General features: G+C 71.3%; 20 protein-coding genes. 9 read left to right on the forward strand and 11 right to left on the reverse strand.

Annotation, left to right across the window (positions count from 1 at the left end; translation table 11 throughout):
• Nucleotides 1–134: 134 nt before the first annotated feature.
• Complete coding sequence (locus ACXAHD_RS06700) at nucleotides 135–1,181, reverse strand: S1 family peptidase (RefSeq protein ID WP_475049197.1); 1,047 nt, start codon at nucleotides 1,179–1,181, stop codon at nucleotides 135–137.
• A gap of 182 nt (nucleotides 1,182–1,363) precedes the next feature.
• Here ACXAHD_RS06700 and ACXAHD_RS06705 point away from each other — a divergent pair, with 182 nt between their 5' ends.
• Entirely contained in the window at nucleotides 1,364–1,684 is a 321-nt protein-coding gene (locus tag ACXAHD_RS06705) for a hypothetical protein (protein WP_289212831.1), read from the forward strand.
• A gap of 59 nt (nucleotides 1,685–1,743) precedes the next feature.
• Nucleotides 1,744–2,727, forward strand: coding sequence for a threonine/serine dehydratase (locus ACXAHD_RS06710; RefSeq protein ID WP_289212832.1), 984 nt, complete (start codon nucleotides 1,744–1,746; stop codon nucleotides 2,725–2,727).
• A gap of 31 nt (nucleotides 2,728–2,758) precedes the next feature.
• Here ACXAHD_RS06710 and ACXAHD_RS06715 read toward each other — a convergent pair whose 3' ends face one another.
• Together ACXAHD_RS06715 and ACXAHD_RS06720 are read right to left on the reverse strand one after the other, a co-directional pair.
• On the reverse strand, nucleotides 2,759–3,457 hold the full coding sequence (locus ACXAHD_RS06715) for a S1 family peptidase (RefSeq protein WP_289212833.1): 699 nt from the start codon (nucleotides 3,455–3,457) through the stop codon (nucleotides 2,759–2,761).
• Nucleotides 3,458–3,541: 84 nt separating this feature from the next.
• On the reverse strand, nucleotides 3,542–4,147 hold the full coding sequence (locus tag ACXAHD_RS06720) for a TetR/AcrR family transcriptional regulator (protein ID WP_289212834.1): 606 nt from the start codon (nucleotides 4,145–4,147) through the stop codon (nucleotides 3,542–3,544).
• Between the two features lie 131 nt (nucleotides 4,148–4,278).
• Between ACXAHD_RS06720 and ACXAHD_RS06725 the strand changes: the two genes are divergently transcribed.
• Nucleotides 4,279–4,695, forward strand: coding sequence for an FBP domain-containing protein (locus ACXAHD_RS06725; protein ID WP_289212835.1), 417 nt, complete (start codon nucleotides 4,279–4,281; stop codon nucleotides 4,693–4,695).
• 6 nt (nucleotides 4,696–4,701) lie between these two features.
• Here the strand turns inward: ACXAHD_RS06725 and ACXAHD_RS06730 are convergent, their stop codons facing one another.
• Nucleotides 4,702–5,781 carry a cation diffusion facilitator family transporter gene (locus tag ACXAHD_RS06730; RefSeq protein WP_289212836.1) on the reverse strand — a complete coding sequence of 360 codons (1,080 nt, stop codon included), beginning with the start codon at nucleotides 5,779–5,781 and terminating at the stop codon, nucleotides 4,702–4,704.
• On the opposite strand from ACXAHD_RS06730, the gene ACXAHD_RS06735 reads away from it, so the two are divergent.
• The 6 genes from ACXAHD_RS06735 (at nucleotide 5,780) to ACXAHD_RS06760 (ending at nucleotide 10,356) form a co-directional block, all read left to right on the forward strand.
• A complete protein-coding gene (locus ACXAHD_RS06735; RefSeq protein ID WP_289212837.1) occupies nucleotides 5,780–6,136 on the forward strand; it encodes an ArsR/SmtB family transcription factor in 357 nt (118 codons plus the stop codon). The genes ACXAHD_RS06730 and ACXAHD_RS06735 overlap by 2 nt on opposite strands.
• Before the next feature lie 75 nt (nucleotides 6,137–6,211).
• Nucleotides 6,212–6,826, forward strand: coding sequence for a hypothetical protein (locus ACXAHD_RS06740; protein WP_289212838.1), 615 nt, complete (start codon nucleotides 6,212–6,214; stop codon nucleotides 6,824–6,826).
• Between the two features lie 218 nt (nucleotides 6,827–7,044).
• Nucleotides 7,045–8,526: a rifampin monooxygenase gene (rox, locus tag ACXAHD_RS06745; protein WP_281554867.1), complete on the forward strand. Its 1,482-nt coding sequence runs from the start codon at nucleotides 7,045–7,047 to the stop codon at nucleotides 8,524–8,526.
• A 39-nt stretch (nucleotides 8,527–8,565) separates the two neighbouring features.
• Nucleotides 8,566–8,925, forward strand: coding sequence for a hypothetical protein (locus ACXAHD_RS06750; protein WP_281554868.1), 360 nt, complete (start codon nucleotides 8,566–8,568; stop codon nucleotides 8,923–8,925).
• Nucleotides 8,922–9,584, forward strand: coding sequence for a nucleotidyl transferase AbiEii/AbiGii toxin family protein (locus tag ACXAHD_RS06755; RefSeq protein ID WP_281554869.1), 663 nt, complete (start codon nucleotides 8,922–8,924; stop codon nucleotides 9,582–9,584). Before ACXAHD_RS06750 ends, ACXAHD_RS06755 begins: the two co-directional genes overlap by 4 nt.
• 112 nt (nucleotides 9,585–9,696) lie before the next feature.
• A complete protein-coding gene (locus tag ACXAHD_RS06760; protein WP_281554870.1) occupies nucleotides 9,697–10,356 on the forward strand; it encodes a flavodoxin family protein in 660 nt (219 codons plus the stop codon).
• On the opposite strand, the gene ACXAHD_RS06765 is transcribed toward ACXAHD_RS06760, so the two are convergent.
• The 7 genes from ACXAHD_RS06765 to ACXAHD_RS06795 form a co-directional block, all read right to left on the reverse strand.
• The gene (locus tag ACXAHD_RS06765) at nucleotides 10,296–10,835 is read right to left on the reverse strand and encodes a hypothetical protein (protein WP_281554871.1); all 540 of its coding nucleotides are present in this window, start codon (nucleotides 10,833–10,835) and stop codon (nucleotides 10,296–10,298) included. The genes ACXAHD_RS06760 and ACXAHD_RS06765 overlap by 61 nt on opposite strands.
• The gene (locus ACXAHD_RS06770) at nucleotides 10,825–11,217 is read right to left on the reverse strand and encodes a carboxymuconolactone decarboxylase family protein (protein ID WP_281554872.1); all 393 of its coding nucleotides are present in this window, start codon (nucleotides 11,215–11,217) and stop codon (nucleotides 10,825–10,827) included. Before ACXAHD_RS06770 ends, ACXAHD_RS06765 begins: the two co-directional genes overlap by 11 nt.
• Nucleotides 11,218–11,221: 4 nt before the next feature.
• Entirely contained in the window at nucleotides 11,222–12,451 is a 1,230-nt protein-coding gene (locus ACXAHD_RS06775; protein WP_281554873.1) for an MFS transporter, read from the reverse strand.
• Nucleotides 12,452–12,458: 7 nt separating this feature from the next.
• Nucleotides 12,459–12,971, reverse strand: a complete 513-nt coding sequence (locus tag ACXAHD_RS06780; RefSeq protein ID WP_281555586.1) for an aromatic-ring-hydroxylating dioxygenase subunit beta — start codon at nucleotides 12,969–12,971, stop codon at nucleotides 12,459–12,461.
• Between the two features lie 5 nt (nucleotides 12,972–12,976).
• Nucleotides 12,977–14,242 carry an aromatic ring-hydroxylating oxygenase subunit alpha gene (locus ACXAHD_RS06785; protein ID WP_289212839.1) on the reverse strand — a complete coding sequence of 422 codons (1,266 nt, stop codon included), beginning with the start codon at nucleotides 14,240–14,242 and terminating at the stop codon, nucleotides 12,977–12,979.
• Nucleotides 14,239–15,405 (reverse strand): glycosyltransferase, encoded by a 1,167-nt coding sequence (locus ACXAHD_RS06790; RefSeq protein ID WP_281554875.1) that lies wholly within the window; start codon nucleotides 15,403–15,405, stop codon nucleotides 14,239–14,241. Before ACXAHD_RS06790 ends, ACXAHD_RS06785 begins: the two co-directional genes overlap by 4 nt.
• 90 nt (nucleotides 15,406–15,495) lie before the next feature.
• The gene (locus ACXAHD_RS06795; RefSeq protein WP_281554876.1) at nucleotides 15,496–15,930 is read right to left on the reverse strand and encodes a hypothetical protein; all 435 of its coding nucleotides are present in this window, start codon (nucleotides 15,928–15,930) and stop codon (nucleotides 15,496–15,498) included.
• Nucleotides 15,931–15,963: the final 33 nt, after the last annotated feature.

A 15,963-nucleotide genomic window follows, 5' to 3' on the forward strand; every position in this document is an offset into this window, starting at 1 on the left:
AAAACTGGGGAAAGAGGAGTGGGGGGAATTAGAAGCTGTTGGGGGTTGTGCCGCCGCCTTATGGGGTGTGGGTGGTTGTGGTAACGGGGTCGTGGGGGGTTTGTCTCTCCTTCCCCCCTCCCCCCAGGCCACGGTCAGTAGACGTTGACCCCGTACGCCGACAGCGCCTCGGCCACCGGCTGGTGGTAGGCCCGGCACTCGGCCCGGTTGCTGCCCGAGTGCAGACCCAGTGCGGTGCTGCCGGCGAACACCGCGCCGCCGCTGTCGCCCTTGTCCGCGCACAGGCTGGTCTGGAACAGCCCGGTCACCGGACCCGCCGAGTAGTTGACGGTGACGTTGATTGCGACGACCGGGCCGGTGGTGACCCCGGTGGTACTGCCGCTCTTGCTGACCGTCTGCCCCACATACGGGTTCCCGGCGCCGGTGATGTCCCGCAGCGTCCCGTCGTACAGATTGACCGCCCCGGGCCGGTTGACGGTGGTGTCGACCCAGCGGACCAGGCCGAAGTCGTCACCGGGGAAGCTACTGGCGACCGTGGTGCCGGCGTTGGTGACCCCGTCGACCATCCACTGCGTACGCGACTCGGTGCAGTGCCCGGCGGTGAGGAATCCCGGCCGGCCGGCGCTGTCGTACACGTTGAACCCGAGCGAGCAGCGGCCGTTGGAGTAGACCGGGTCGCCGCCGGCGGCGGTGGTCTCCACCGTGCCGGCGACGCGTTCGACGCGGACCGCGTCGCCGAAGCGGGCCGTGACCGCCTCGACCAGCGCCAGCCGGGTACCGGTGACGGTCGCGTCGACGGACACCACGACCTGGTTGCTGACCGGGTCGGCGTACCAACTGCTCCCCGGCACAGCCGCCGACCGCGACAGGGCACCAGTGACCCGGGCCAGATCATCGGCACCACGCTCGACGGTCCGGGCCACCCCACCCGCGGCGCGCACCACCCGGGCGGCCGTCTCATCGGTCACGGTCACCACCAGGTCACCGGTGACCTCGTCCCGGTACGCCCCGGCGGACCGGTCACCCAGCCGGTCGGCCAGCGCCAGGGCGGCCTCACCGCCGAGTTCGGGGGCGGGCCCGGCGGCAGCGGCCGCCGGACTCGCCAGCAGACCACCGACCAGTACGGCGGTGGCGGCCAGCGCGGAGCCGATCTGTCTGATCGGCGTGGATAGATCCCTCACACAGTCCTCCTGCGATCTGGTGAACGTGAGATGTCCGGTCAGGACGGCGATCATCATCGCCGCTGGCGGCGGCGCTGCACACCGTGCCATTGCCCATTTGTGGGCGACTTCCGGCCACGTGCCCGACGCTGACCGGTGCCGCCTCCCCGGGCCGTGGCGAGTGGACCTGCCACAATGGCGACATGGCGCGACCGGACCGGGACTCGTTGTTCGCCGCCGGGGCGGCCGTGGTCGTGGCCGTCGCGGTCGGACTCACCGTGTTCGCCGTCGCGCGGCAGTTGAACATGGGACAGCGGTGGACCGCGCTGGTGGTCATGGGGCTGGGCGCCACCTCGATCGCTGTGGTGCTGTGGGGGGCGTTGTCGACGCCGCAACGGCGTCGCCGGGAGGCGGACGACGGTGGTGACATCCGGTCCCGCCTGGCCGGGCATGTCCCGTTGCTCGGCTCGACGGCGCTGTTGACCGCCGCCGTGGTGCTGAACGAGGTGGCCCGGCGCGGGTGAACGGGTCGCCGTACCGGTGGGCATACTGGTAGCGCTGCTGACCAGTGCACCCGGAGGGCATGATGATCATTGACGTCGCGCAGATCGAGGCGGCGGCGCGGCGGATCGCCGACCATGTGGTGCGGACGCCGACGGTGCCCAGCCCCGGCCTGTCCGGGCTGCTCGGCGTACCGGTGACGGCGAAGCTGGAGCTGCTGCAGCGTACCGGGTCGTTCAAGGCGCGGGGCGCGGCGGCGAAGCTGCTGACCCTCGACGACGGGCAGCGGGCGGCCGGCGTGGTGGCGGTCAGCGGCGGCAACCACGGCATCGCGGTGGCGGTGATGGCGCAGGCCCTGGACGTGAAGGCGACGGTGGTGATGCCGCGTTCCGCGCCGGAGCGGGCGGTGGAGGTCGCCACCGCCGCCGGGGCGACGGTGCGGGTGGTCGACACCATGGACGAGGCGTTCGACCTGACGTCGCGGTTGCGGGCCGAAGGGCTGGCCATGGTGCATCCCTTTGACGACCCCGTGGTGGTCGCCGGGCAGGGCACCGTCGGTCTGGAGTTCGCCGCTGACGCGTTCGCCGACGACCGGACGGCACCGACGGACGTGCTGGTCAGCGTCGGCGGCGGCGCGTTGATCTCCGGGGTGGCGGCCGCGCTGCGCGCCCGCCGGCCCGGCGTCCGTGTCTGGGGGGTGGAGACCGACGGCGCGTCGGCGATGGCGCAGGCCTGCGGGCACGGCGGCCCCGTGCCGGTGGAACTGTCGTCGATCGTGTCGACGTTGAGCGCGCCGACGGTGTCGCAGCTGACCTACGACCACGTCACCGAGCTGGTCAGCGACGTGCTGGTGGTGTCGGACGCGGAGGCGGTGCGCGGCAGCCTGGACCTGGCCGAGCACGCCAAGGTGTGGGCAGAGCCGGCGGCCGGGTGTCTGCTGCCGGCCGCGCGCCGGGTGGTCGACCAGGTTGGCCCGGACGTCCGGCTCGGCCTGGTGGTCTGCGGCGGCAACGTCACCGTCGCCGATCTGACCGGTTGGGCCCGTCGGTTCAACCTGACCGGCTGATCCGACGGGCCGGGCCCGTCACCGGTGCCGGTCAGTACACCCGGGCGTTGTACGCCGCGAGCACCTCGGTCACCGGCTGGTGGAAGGAGATGCACGCGCCGACAACTCCGCCGGAGTGCAGGCCCAGGGCTGTGTTGTGGGCGAACACCGCGCCGCCGCTGTCACCACCGGCGGTGCACAGGTTGGTCCGGAATAGCCCGTTCACCGCGCCGGCCGAGTAGTTCGCCGTGACGTTCACAGCGTTCACCGACCCCCGGGTCAGCCCGGTGGTACTGCCGCTGGCACCGACCGCCTGCCCGACGTACGGGTTGCCGGCCCGACTGATGTCACGGGTGCTGCCGTTGTACATGTTGACCGCGCCGGGCCGGTTGGCGTTGGGGTTGTCCCAGCGGACCATGCCGTAGTCGTTGCCGGGGAAGCTGCTGGCCACCGTGGTGCCGGCGTTGGCGACTCCGTCGACGGTCCGGGGCACCCGACCCGCGGCCCGGACCACCCGGGCGGCCGTCTCATCGGTCACGGTCACCACCAGGTCACCCGTGACCTCGTCCCGGTACGCCCCGGCGGACCGGTCACCCAGCCGGTCGGCCAGCGCCAGGGCGGCCTCACCGCCGAGCTCGGGGGCGGGCCCGGCGGCAGCGGCCGCCGGACTCGCCAGCAGACCACCGACCAGTACGGTGCCGGCCGCGAACGCCGCGCCGATCCGGCGGATCGACAGGGGTGGCACGATCATGCGTCCTCCTGCGGGAATCGATTCGTCCGATCTGGATGGATCGATCCTCGTGTCAGCCGGGTTGCTAATACACCAGGCGGTTGCCTACACATCGACATCCGTCGGCGCGCCGGGCCAGTGGCGCAGCGACGCGTCGAGTGCGTCCAGGATGCGGGGCCAGCTGTCCTGCGGGTCTGGGTCGCTGTGGCTGAACCCGCCGGCGGCCGCCAGGTCGAGGTAGCCGTGGATGGTGGCGCCGATCAGCCGTACCGCGTGGGTCTGTTCCTGTTCGGGCATCCGGTAGCCGTGCAGCACGGCGCGCAGCAGCCGGGTGTGCCGGCCGCCGGCGCTGGCTGCGGCGGTGGCCGGGTCGAGCCGCAGCCGGGCGGCGGCGTAGCGGCCGGGGTGCTCGCGGGCGTAGTCGCGGTAGGCGTCGGCGAGCCCGGCCAGCGCGTCCCTGCCGGACCGGCCGGCGACGGCGTCGGCGGCCCGGTCGGCGAGCTCGGCCAGGGCGAGCAGGGCGATCCGGGTCCTCAGGTCGTCGGAGCCGCGGACGTGCGCGTACAGGCTGGCCACGGCGACGCCGACGCGGCGGGCCAGCGCGGAGACGGTCACCTGGTCGAAGCCGATCTCGTCGGCCAGCTCCGCGCCGGCCGTGGTCAACCGCTGCGCGTTCAGTCCGGCCCGCGCCATCCGTATCGCCTCCTCCATCGAACCGACACTGATTATGCGTTTGCCTAATACCTTTAGGCAACTAGCCTGGCCGGTATGACACCACTGACCGAGCAGGAGATCCGCGCCGCGTTCGTCAACTGCACAAGGGGGAGACGAAACGCCTGTACGTGCCGCGTGACCTCGCCGGCCGGCCGTGGGACGACCTGGACTTCCTCGGCTGGCGCGACCCGCAGTCGCCGGCCCGTGCCTACCTGGTCACCGAGCTGGCGGGCCGTCCGGCGGCGGTCGCGTTGCGCTGCCCCGATCCGGCCGCCCGCCACCTGCGGCGCTCCATGTGCTCGATCTGCCTGACCGCGCCGCAGGCCGGGGTGTCGTTCATGGTCGCGCCGAAGGCGGGCCGGGCCGGCCAGCAGGGCAACTCGGTCGGCACCTACCTGTGCGGCGACCTCGCCTGCTCGCTGTACGTGCGCGGCAGGAAGGACCCGGGGCCGGGCGCCAGGCTGCCGGAATCACTGACCCTGCAAGAAAAGACCGCCCGGACCCGGGCCGCCGTCGCCGCGTTCGTCGCCAAGGTGACCGGCTGACAGCTTCTACCGCAGCGTCGCGGCCCGGCGGCGGTGCGACAACGTGACGTGGTGGTGCGCCCCGGCGTGCCCGGCCGGGTCGGTGTGCACGGTCGCCGACACCAGCCGGGGTACGGCGTGGGTGAGCTGGTGTTCGGCGTCGGCGGCCACCTCGTGCGCGGCGAGCAGGCTCAGGTCGGCGTCGACGACGAGGTCGGCTTCGGCGTGCAGCCGGTGGCCGATCCAGCGCAGCCGTACCGCTGTCACGTCGCGGACGCCGGGCACCGCGCGCAGGGTCGTTTCGGCGATGTCGACCAGGGCCGGGTCGACGGCGTCCATCAGCCGCCGGTACACCTCGCGGGCGGCGTCACGCAGCACGTACCCGATCGCGACGGTGATCGCGAGGCCGACCAGCGGGTCGGCCCACTGCCAGCCGGCCGCCGCGCCCCCGGCTGCGGCGACGACGGCCAGTGAGGTGAATCCGTCGGTACGGGCGTGCAGCCCGTCGGCGACCAGCGCGGCCGAGCCGATGCGCCGGCCGACCCGGATCCGGTAGCGGGCGACGATCTCGTTGCCGGCGAAGCCGACGACCCCGGCGGCGGCCACCCACGGCACGTGGGTCATCGACGTCGGGTGGATCAGCCGGTCGACGGCGGTCCAGCCTGCGGCGATCGCCGAGCCGGCGATGACGACCACGATGACGACGCCGGCGAGGTCCTCGGCGCGGCCGAACCCGTACGTGTAGGCGCGGGTGGCGGCGCGCCGGCCGATCAGGAACGCGATCGCCAGGGGTACGGCGGTCAGCGCGTCGGTGACGTTGTGCAGGGTGTCGCCGAGCAGCGCAACCGAGCCGGAGGCGGCGACGATGACCGCCTGGGCGGCGGCGGTGGCGGCGAGGACCGCCAGGGAGATCCACAGGGCGCGGAGTCCGTCGCGGGACGCTTCGAGGGAGTCGTCGACCTTGGCGGCGGTGTCGTGGGTGTGCGGGGTGAGCCGGTGCAGCGCCCGTCGCCACCAGGCCCGCCGCACCGGATGCCGGTGACCGTGCGGGTGGTGGTCGTGACGGTGGTGGTCGTGGTCCATGGCGATGGCAGAATACGTGCTCATGTACGCACGCGACAACGCTGCAGGTGCCACGGATGGGCAGCAGCAACCGACCGGCGCGCAGGTCGACACGGCGGTGACCGCGTTGAAGATGCTGGCCGACCCGACCCGGCTACGCCTGCTGTGGCAGCTGCGCGACGGCGAACACGACGTCGGCACCCTCGCGGCGGCGGTCGGCGCCGCGAGGCCCGCCGTGTCGCAGCACCTGGCGAAACTGCTGCTCGCCGGCCTGGTCGCCAGCCGCCGTGACGGCCGCCGGGTGCTCTACCGGGCACGCGGCGGCCACGTCCGCCGCCTGGTCACCGAGGCCCTGTACGCCGCCGACCATTACCTGACCGGAACCCCCGACCACGACTGATCCCACATTGCCGGCTGGCCCGGCCGGCTAGAACGAGTGTCGGCCGACGTCGACGGCTGACTAGCATCACCGGCCGTGGATGACAGACGGTGGCGGGATCCGCAGTGGTTGGCCTGGGTGCGGGACTGGATCGACGGCCGGCTCGCCGCGGTGCAGCTCGACCTGGCCGACGACGTCGACGACCTGCTCGCCCTCGGCGTGCCCGACCGGCGGCTGGCCACCCTGCCGCAGGCGTACGCACGGATCATCGACGTCGTCGGCGCCGAGCGACGGTTCCGCGACGCGGCACCGATGGTGGCCGACCTGTGCGCCGAGCTCGCGCAGTACGGGCTGCCGGAGCTGCTGCAGCACGACGACCTGCACGACGCGCAGGTCTTCGTCCGCGACGGCCGCCACCTCATCATGGACTGGGGCGACGCCTGCGTGTCGCACCCGTTCCTCACCCTGTCGGTCACCCTCGACGGTGGGCTGGCGTGGGGGCTCGACGACGTGCGGGACTCGGTCGACACCTCGCCGTTCCGGGACGCCTACCTGGCGCCGTACGCCGAACGGTTCACCGGCGACCTGGTGGCCGCGACCCGGGTGGCATCGCGCCTGGGCTGGGTGTGCCGCGCGGTCAACGGGCACCTGCCCGGCGACGACAAGCAGACCCTGACCCGACTGCGGATGTTCCTCGACGGCCGACCGTAGCCCTCCGTACGACACGCGAGGCCGACTGAATACGGCAAGGAAGCAACCGTTCCTCGCCGTATTCAACGTATATCGCATAGGGGGCCTTGCGGCAAGACCCGGGTCGCGGCGCAGAATGTGCGACCGAAGCCGTCAGCTGCGAAAACGCGCGGATTCACGTACGTGTGTCCGCTGATCGACGCTGCCCGGATGGCTGATCGCAGAAATGGGGGAACCGAATGTTCGACGTCATCATTGCCGGCAGTGGGCCGACCGGTGTGATGCTGGCCAGCGAGTTACGGCTGCACGGCGTGTCCGTACTCGTCGTGGAAAAGGACACGGAGCCGACCAGCCACGTCCGCGCGGGCGGCCTGCATGTGCGCAGCATCGAGATCATGGACCAGCGTGGCCTGCTGGACCGGTTCCTCGCGTACGGCCAGCGGTATCCGTTCGGCGGCTTCGCCGGCATCGACAAACCCGCGCCGGACCGGCTGGACACCGCGCACGGGTACGTGCTCGCCATCCCGCAACCCGTCACCGACCGCCTGCTGACCGAACGCGCCACCGAACTCGGTGCCGAGATCCGGCGCGGCTGCGAACTGGTCGGCCTGCGCCAAGACGACGGTCAGGTGACCGCGGAACTGGCCGACGGGACCCGGCTGCGTTCGCGCTACCTGGTCGGCTGCGACGGCGGCCGCAGCACGGTGCGCAACCTGCTCGGCGTCGCCTTTCCCGGCGAACCGACCCGGGTCGACACCCTGCTGGGCGAGATGACGGTGGCCGTAGCGCCGGAGACCGTCGCCGCCGTGGTCGCCGAGGTCCGCGTCACCGAGAAGCGGTTCGGGGCCGCGCCGCTGGGCGACGGCGTGTACCGGCTGGTGGTGCCCGCCGCAGGGGTGGCCGCCGACCGTAGCGTCGCACCGACCATCGAGGAGTTCGCCCGGCAACTGCGGGTGACCGCCGGCACCGACTTCGGCGTGCACTCACCGCGCTGGCTGTCCCGGTTCGGTGACGCCACCCGGCTTGCGCAGCGCTACCGGGTCGGCCGGGTCCTGCTGGCCGGCGACGCCGCGCACATCCATCCGCCACTCGGCGGCCAGGGCCTCAACCTCGGCATCCAGGACGCGCTCAACCTCGGCTGGAAACTCGCGGCCGAGGTCGCCGGCTGGGCGCCCGGCGGGCTGCTCGACAGCTACCACACCGAACGGCGCCCGGTGGCGGCCGCCGTGCTGGACAACACCCGGGCGCAGATGGAACTGCTGTCCACCGAGCCGGGCCCGCAGGCGGTGCGCCGGCTGCTCGCCGAGCTGATGGACATCGAGGAGGTCAACCGCCGCCTGATCGAGAAGGTCACCGCCATCGGGATCCGCTACGACGTCGGCGGCGAGGACGGCGACGGCGGTGGCGGCTCAGCCCACGACCTGCTCGGCCGGCGGCTGCGCGACGTAGCGCTGACCGGCGGCCGCCGCCTGTACGAGCTGACGCGTGGCGGCCGTGGACTGCTGCTCGACCAGACCGGCCGGTTGTCGGTCACCGGCTGGGTGGACCGGGTCGACCACGTCGTCGACGCCAGCGACGACCTGGACGTAGCCGCCGTCCTGCTGCGTCCCGACGGCCATGTGGCCTGGGTCGGCGACGACCAGCAGGATCTGCTCCACCACCTGCCCCGCTGGTTCGGCGTAGCCGACAACCGGCTCAGGCCCGCCGCGTCGACACCGTAGGGCCAGCTCGCGACGGGATCGCCCGCTACCCTGTATGACGTGAGACGCAGCGAAGCCGAGGGTGGCATCGTGCCGTACCTGGCTCGGCCGGGTCGTCGCGCGGCAGTCGTTGCTGACCTCGCGCAGCTGCGCGGACCAGTCAGTGGCGTCGTCGAGTTGCCGCATCGGCTGCACTGGCAGCCCGACCGCCGGGTCAACCTCGACAACCCCGCACTGCTGCGGTGGATGTACGAAACCGTCCTGGTCGAGGCGGTCACCCCGGTCGAGCTGGTCACCTGGCTGCACGGCCCGACGCTGGTCCGGCTCTGGCCGGACCTGTGGGTTCCACGTGGCGTCAGACAGGCCTGGGAGCAACGGCACCCGCAGCTGCGCAGCGCCCACCAGCCCGCCGCCGCGTGACATCAGAGGAGTTCCAGGCCGAGGTGGCACGGCTGGCGCTCGCCGTGGCCCAGCGACACGGCTTCGCGTTAGCAGGCGGACACGCGCTGATCGCATACGGCGTGGTGGACCGGCCGACCGAAGACGTCGACCTGTTCACGGACCAGTCCGGTGGGGTCACCGCGGCTGCCGACCTGGTGATGTCGACCCTGAGTCGTGCTGGACTGCACGTCGAGGCGGTCACGGATTCAGCCGACCTCGGCGACGTCTTCGACGGTTTCGAGCATGATCTCGTCGAGTGCGAGGTGCGTCGCGGGGACCAGACGGTGCGGCTGCAGATGGTGCGGTTCGACCGGCACCACCAGCCGGTCATGATGCAGATCGGGCCGGTGCTGCACCTTGATGACGTGGTTGCCTCAAAGGTGGTGGCACTCGCTACCCGGGCTGCCCCTCGCGATTACATCGATACTGCCGCCGCCCTAGCCCGCTACTCCAGAAATCGGCTGATCCAGCTCGCCCGGCAGGCGGATTCTGGTCTGACCGAGGAGGACTTCACCGATGCCATGCAGCGGCTGGACCGGATGGACGACGCCGTCTTCCGCGAGATCTATGGGCTGACCGCGACACAGGTCAACGAGATTCGCCACTGCTTCTCCACCTGGCCGAGGTTTGCGCCCTGACCCAAGCGGGCAGGCGGCCCGGTAGGTTGGGGCTGTCTCGGTGAGCGGCCACGTACGCATGGTCAGGTGGCCGGTCCACCGTGGCGCTGAGCGGACAGGGGAGGCCCCTCGGGTGAAGATCATCGCGTTGTCCTGCACACAGAAGCGTCTGCCGTCGCTGACCGACGCGCTGCTCGAGGCGGCGATCAGCGGTGTCGTCCGGGAGGTCAGCGACGCGCGGATCCAGCGGATCCGGTTGATCGACCATCGCATCGCGATGTGCGAGGGCGAGGACACCTGCCTGGACCCCGAGGTGGGTCGGTGCACACTCGACGACGACTTCGCGCAGGTCGTCGACCTGGCCGAGGGCGCGCAGGCGATGCTGCTCGCCATGCCCGTGTACGCGGGCAACGTACCGGCGGTGTTGAAGATCTTCCAGGAGCGGTTGAAGAGTTTCATGAACGCCGGGCAGCGCCCGTTCGGCAACCTGCTGGTGGGGACGATCGTGCATTCGCGCACGATGCTGACCGAGCCCGCGCTGGGTTCGTTGTTCCCGTGGTACCTGCGGCTACGGAACAGGAACGTGGCGTCGGCGTGCGTCGCCCAGGGCGAGCATCAGGACCTGACCCGTACCGCGGCGGTCGACCTGTGTGTGGCGGTGGGCCGGCAGCTCGCCATGACACTCGACGTCAGCCGGTCACCGGCGGACGCGCGGACGGCGTTGCCGGTGGTTCAACCGCCGGTCCGGCCCCGCTGCGGCGACCCGGCCGCGTCGTCGCCTTCCGGCGGGTGAGCGGACTCCGCGCGCCAGGTGCACCCGTCGCCGGCCTGGTCGCACGACACCGTGACGTCCGGTTCCACGTAGCGGGCGGCGATCGCCGTGTTGAGTTTCTGGCAGTACGGGCACGGCGACGAGAACGTCAGCACGACGCCGGCGCGGGCGGCCCGTCTGCGGTACCGAAGGATCCCGCAGTCGGCGTTGCGCAGGACGGTGCCCGAGGGTTGTGGCTCGCGGGTCACCGCCGAGTCGTACAGCAACAGTTGACGCTGCAGCCGGGTCATGAAGTGGTCGGTGGCGGACACTCCGGCGGGCCGTTGCGCCCGCAGCAGTTCCGCGGTGATGCGCGAGTTTGCCTGGATCCACGCGGCCAGGCCTTCCTCGCCGTGTTCTCCCAGGATGAACTCCTCTGCGGCCGCCTGGGCCTCGAAGAACCGTTGGCGCCACAGGTCGACCTTCTCGGCCGGGTCGAGTGCGGACGGTTCACTGGTCATCGTCCGGGTCCTTCCCGGTGACGCCGTCCAGCTCGGCGAAGACCTCCTGGGCGACGCGCAACCCGTTGTTGGCGACCGGCCAGCCACCGTAGTAGGCGAGCTGAATAATGACTTCGACGATTTTCTCCCGCGACATCCCGAGGTGCATGGCGGCACCGATGTGGCCGCGCAGCTCCCAGTCGGTGCGCGCCAGCGTGACCGCGGTCAACGCGACCAGTTCGCGTTCCTCGACGCTCAGGTGCGGGCGGGTCCAGATCTCGCCGAACAGGTGGTCGACGGTGATCTGCAGGAACTCCGGGTAGGAACCGGGGCGCGGTTCGCGGCCGAAGACCTGCTGGAACATGGCCTCGCCCCGGTCACGTCGGGCAGCCGGCCGGTCCATGTGATCAACTCCTTCGGGTCGGTGGGACAGCGGTCGTCGGTCGAACCGTGGTCAACGTCCACGCCGCCGCGAAGGCGACGACCAGCAGCGCGGCGCCGCTGCCGAAGGCGGCCGCAGCGCCCGCCTGCTCGGCGACGAGCCCGACGACGACCGGGCCGACGACGGCGCCGACGTCGGTGCACATCGAGAAGACGGCGACGCCGCTGCCGGCCCGGCCGGCGACGACGTCACCGATCAGCGCGGCCGGCGCGGCGTTGAGCAGAGCTGATCCCGCCGCGTACGCGCAGAGTCCGACGACGAGCCAGGGGTAGGTGTCCACGAACACCAGGGCGGTGATCGCCGTCGCGGCCACCCCGGTGCCGGCGATCATGGCGGGGCGCCGCCCGGCCCGGTCGACGACCCGGCCGGCCGGGACGATCAGCAACGCCTGGACGACGGCGGAGATGGTGAACGCCCACCCGACCCAGGCCACGTCGTGTCCCCACGCGACGACCACCGTGGGCACCAGCGCGCTGCGTAGTCCGAAAAGGACCCAGCCCTGCGCCAGCGCCGCCGTACAGGCCACCAGGTAGCGCCGGTCCCGCAGCAGGACCGGCAGCCGGACTGCGGCACGGCCCGGGTCCGTGCCGTGGCGCGCGTCGGTCCGCAGCACCGCCAGGGTCAGCACCGTGGCGGCCAGCAGCAGCGCGGCGTACACCAGGAACGGCGCGGACAGGGCGATGAGCGCGAGCAGCCCGCCGAGCGCGGGCCCGCAGATGCCGCCGAGCAGGAAGCCGGCCTCGAACACGGCGCTGGCCCGGCCCCGCTGGTCGGCGGGGGCGACCGCCAGCAGTGTCGCCAGCGCGGACACCGAGAACAGCACCGAGCCGACGCCGCCGAGGCCGCGGAACACGAGCAGCTGCCCGTACGATCCGGCGAACGCCGCCAGGGCCGAGCAGACCGCGCACAGCAGCAGGCCGGCGACCAGGACCCGCCGTTCGCCGAACCAAGCTGCGAGCCGGCCGCAGAACGGGCTGGTGGCCAGCCGCATCAACGCGAACAGGGCGACGAGCGCGCCGATCTGGGCGGGCCCGGCCCCGAACGTCGCCGCGTACACCGGGAGCACCGGCAGCACCAGTCCCAGGCCCAGCATGACGCAGCCACCGACGACGCTGAGGACGTACACCTCGCGGGGCAGACCCGGCGGCCCGAAGGCGGCGACGGGTGGGGCGCCGCCCGGGGTGGCCGCCGTCACTGGCCGGTCACAGGATGATGCTGAGCTTGCCGTGCTCGTACAGCGTCTCGTGGTCGAGCACGACGAGCCGGCGGCGGACCCGGAACATCCCGCCGTCGACGACGAGTTCGAACCGGTACTTGCCGACGTACGCGTCGGAGCGTCCGTGCCCGAACCGGTGCACGACGACGTTCGCCGCCACGTCGAGGTGGGTGCCCCGGTCGGCCAGGATCTCCACGTTTGTGATCATCCGGTTGGTCCGCGACCGGGGGTTCTCGCACCACACCTCGCCGTTGAGTAGCTGTTCGATGCGCTGGCGCAGCCGGGCGGCGTCGTCGTCGATGAGCCCGAGCGCGTCGGCCGTGTCGCCCCGCACGTCGGTGGCCGGCACCGAGTAGCGGATGTCGGCGGTCAGTATCTCGTCGTACCACTGGCGCAGCCGCCACTCGTCGAGCAGCCGCGCCTCCCGGAAGAGGAACTGGCTCACCCGGTGCCACAGCCGCACCTGGGCCTCGTCGTCGACCGTCAGCTCGGTGATCATCGTCGTCACGCCCCTTGCATCAGCCGGTCCCACTGCCGCCAGAACTCGCGGGCGGGAAGCTCGTCGGTGGTCTCCGGGACCGCCTTGTTCATGCCGCGCGACAGGTCCGAGTAGCGGACCGCGCGGTTGAGGTACCCCCGCTGGCACGACTCGATGATCTCGATGTCGTCGGGGGTGGCGAAGCCGGCGGGACCGAGGAACGTCAGATAGTGGCTCTTGCGCAGTTCCCGGATGTCGGGGTCCTCGTCTCGGGGGGCCAGGGCGACCGAGGTGATCGCCATCTGGTCCGCGCCGACCGGGTCGATCTTGCGGATGGTGATCGCGATCGCGTCGATGATCATGAGGTTGGGGAAGATCAGCAACGCGCGGTTGGTGCCGGTGATCCGTTCGGCGCGTTGCGCACCGAACCGGTCGACGAACCGGGCGGCCGTCGCCTCGATCCGGGGCCGCACCTCGGCGCCGAACATCGGCGTCCAGTAGGCGAGCGGGCGGGCCGCCGCCGGTGGCAGCTCGTTGGCCCCGTGCCCCAGCCCGAGGGCGCGGCCGAAGCCGCCCCGGCGTCGCGGTGGCACCGACCCCAGCGACTCCATGTAGCTGACGTACCGCTTGTGCAGGGCCCGGAAGTGGTAGATGTCGACGCTGTTCTCCATCATCAGCTTCCAGTTGGCCCGGGCGCCGTGCAGCTGCGCACCCTGGATCACCTCCATCCCGACCTCCGACTGGTCGTCGATCAGGTCGAGGTACTCCGTGGCACCCGCCAGGTACTCGGTCAGGGTGCGCGGCTGCTCCGGGTTGAAGGTGACGAACACGAAACCCCGGTAACTGTCGCTGCGGTGCCGCGCCAGGCCGAAGTCCGCCTTACGGAAACCTGGCCCGTACCCGTCCGGGATCGGCACGCCGACCAGGTCGCCCTGAGTGGAGAACGTCCAGTCGTGGTAAGGACACCGGAACGACCGGGCCTGCCCGGCCGGCTGTGAGCAGATCAGCGCCCCGCGGTGGGTGCAGCTGTTCGCGAACACCCGGACCACTCCGTCGGAGCCGCGTGTCATCACGACTGGGCGCCCGCCGACGTCGCGTGCCACGTACGAGCCCGGCCCGGGCACCTCCGACTCGTGCCCGACGTACAACCAGCAGCGATCGAAGATCCTGGTCGTCTCCTGCGCTGCCAGGTCGTCGTCGGTGTAGGCGCGACGGTCCACCTGGAACGAGAGCCGTTCGAGATCGTCCACCACGATCGGGTCGACCACCGGCCGCTGCAGTTCGATCGTCACCGTTGCCCCTCCCGTTGAAGCGTCTCGATCGTGCCGATGACCAGCTCGGCGGTGCGCGCGGCGGAGTCGCCGCACTGCGGCCGCGCCGCGCGCAGCCGGGCCCGGTAGTCCCGGGCGGGGTCGAGCAGATCAGTGACCGCGTCAGTGACCGCCTGCTCGGTGACGCCCGCCGGCTCCAACGCCGTGCCGAAGCCCGCGCTGTCCACGAAGTACGCCTGGATGGGCTGGTCAACGGCCAGCGGGATCACCAGCATCGGGGTCTGCGCACGGATCGACTCCGCCACCGAGTTGTATCCGCCGTGGGTGATGAACACGTCGGCGCGTTCGAGCACCTCGCGTTGCGGCAGGTACGGGGCGGTGAGCACGTCGTCGGGCAGCGCCAGCTCCTCGGTGAGGTCGCCGACCGACGCGATCACCTGCGCCCCGGTCGCCGCCGCTCCGGTGATCACCGTACGCAGCAGGTCCGGCCGTCGGTAGAAGATCGTGCCGAAGGAGACGTACACCAGCGGACGGTCGGGGTCGATCCGGTCCAGGCGGGGGAAGGTGACCTCGTCGCCGCGGGCGCCCGCCGCACCGGGCAGGCCGACCAGCTGCACCCCGTCGTCGGTGACCGCGTCGTCGCCGACCAGGGCGGGGATCGTCGGCATCAGATTGAGAATCGGTGAACGCGCCGAATGGGTACGCATCGACCACATCACCCCGTGCCTGGTCAGATAGTTACCGACTTGTTCGTCGTACAGCCAGCGACCGCGCCGATGGGCAGCGGGGCACACCCCACCCAGATTGGCCCAGATCATCCCGTACGGCACGCCGGACGCATGTGTGCCGACCATGGCCGACGCGGTGACCGGCAGCGAGTCGACGAGCACGAAATCCGGTGCCGTCGCGCGCAGTACGTCGGCTGTCTGCTCGGCCACCGGCGACAACTGCAGCATCGGGCCGATCTTCGCCGGATCGTCGCTCCACGGTGCCATCTCGACCTGCCCGACCGCGTGCACCTCCGCCTTGCCCAGGGCCTGGCCGCGCTGCTCGTCGAGCACGCCACCGTCGGCCGACAACAGCAGCAACGCGACGTCACTGCCGGCGGACTGAAGCGCATTGACCACGGGAATGTACGGATTCAGGTGGCCGTGTTGAGTGGTGGTGAGCAGGGCGACACGCATCGAATCTCTACGCATTTCCACCATCGCTGAGGAGGAATATCGACTGCCATCAGGCGGTTTCGCAAAGCCTGCCGCGATGCGCGATCGATGTCAATACCTAGCAACCGGTCGCCATCGACGGCAGCCCGCCGGGGAGACTCTCATAGCCGCGCAGCACGTCCTCGTGACGAGGCGTCCCTCCGTCGCCCCGTCCCTTGCCTGGTCAACGCCTTCATGCGGGACCGACCTGCCGGGATCCTGGGCCGCGACCAGGCACAGCAGAGGCGCAAGGTCGGAGCGAAAGGCGAGATAGACGCCGGAACGGACAACCGCCGGCCTGGTCGGAAAACCGCCGATCTCGACCGGATCCACATGCAGGGTGACGGTCACCCAAAAATCGCGGAATGCGTCGAAAACGCCGGCCATCCGTTTAGTCGAGCAGGCGGGCGGGATAGTCGACAGGTCACTGATCGCCGCCATCACCGCGTATGTTCCGGCCACGATGCGATCGGGAGAAATCGGCAGCGGCCGAGCGGCGCCGGTCATGGGTCCCTCGATGACGGGTGATGAGCCGTCCCG

It is taken from the genome of Micromonospora sp. ABR4_055 (assembly GCF_056160425.1).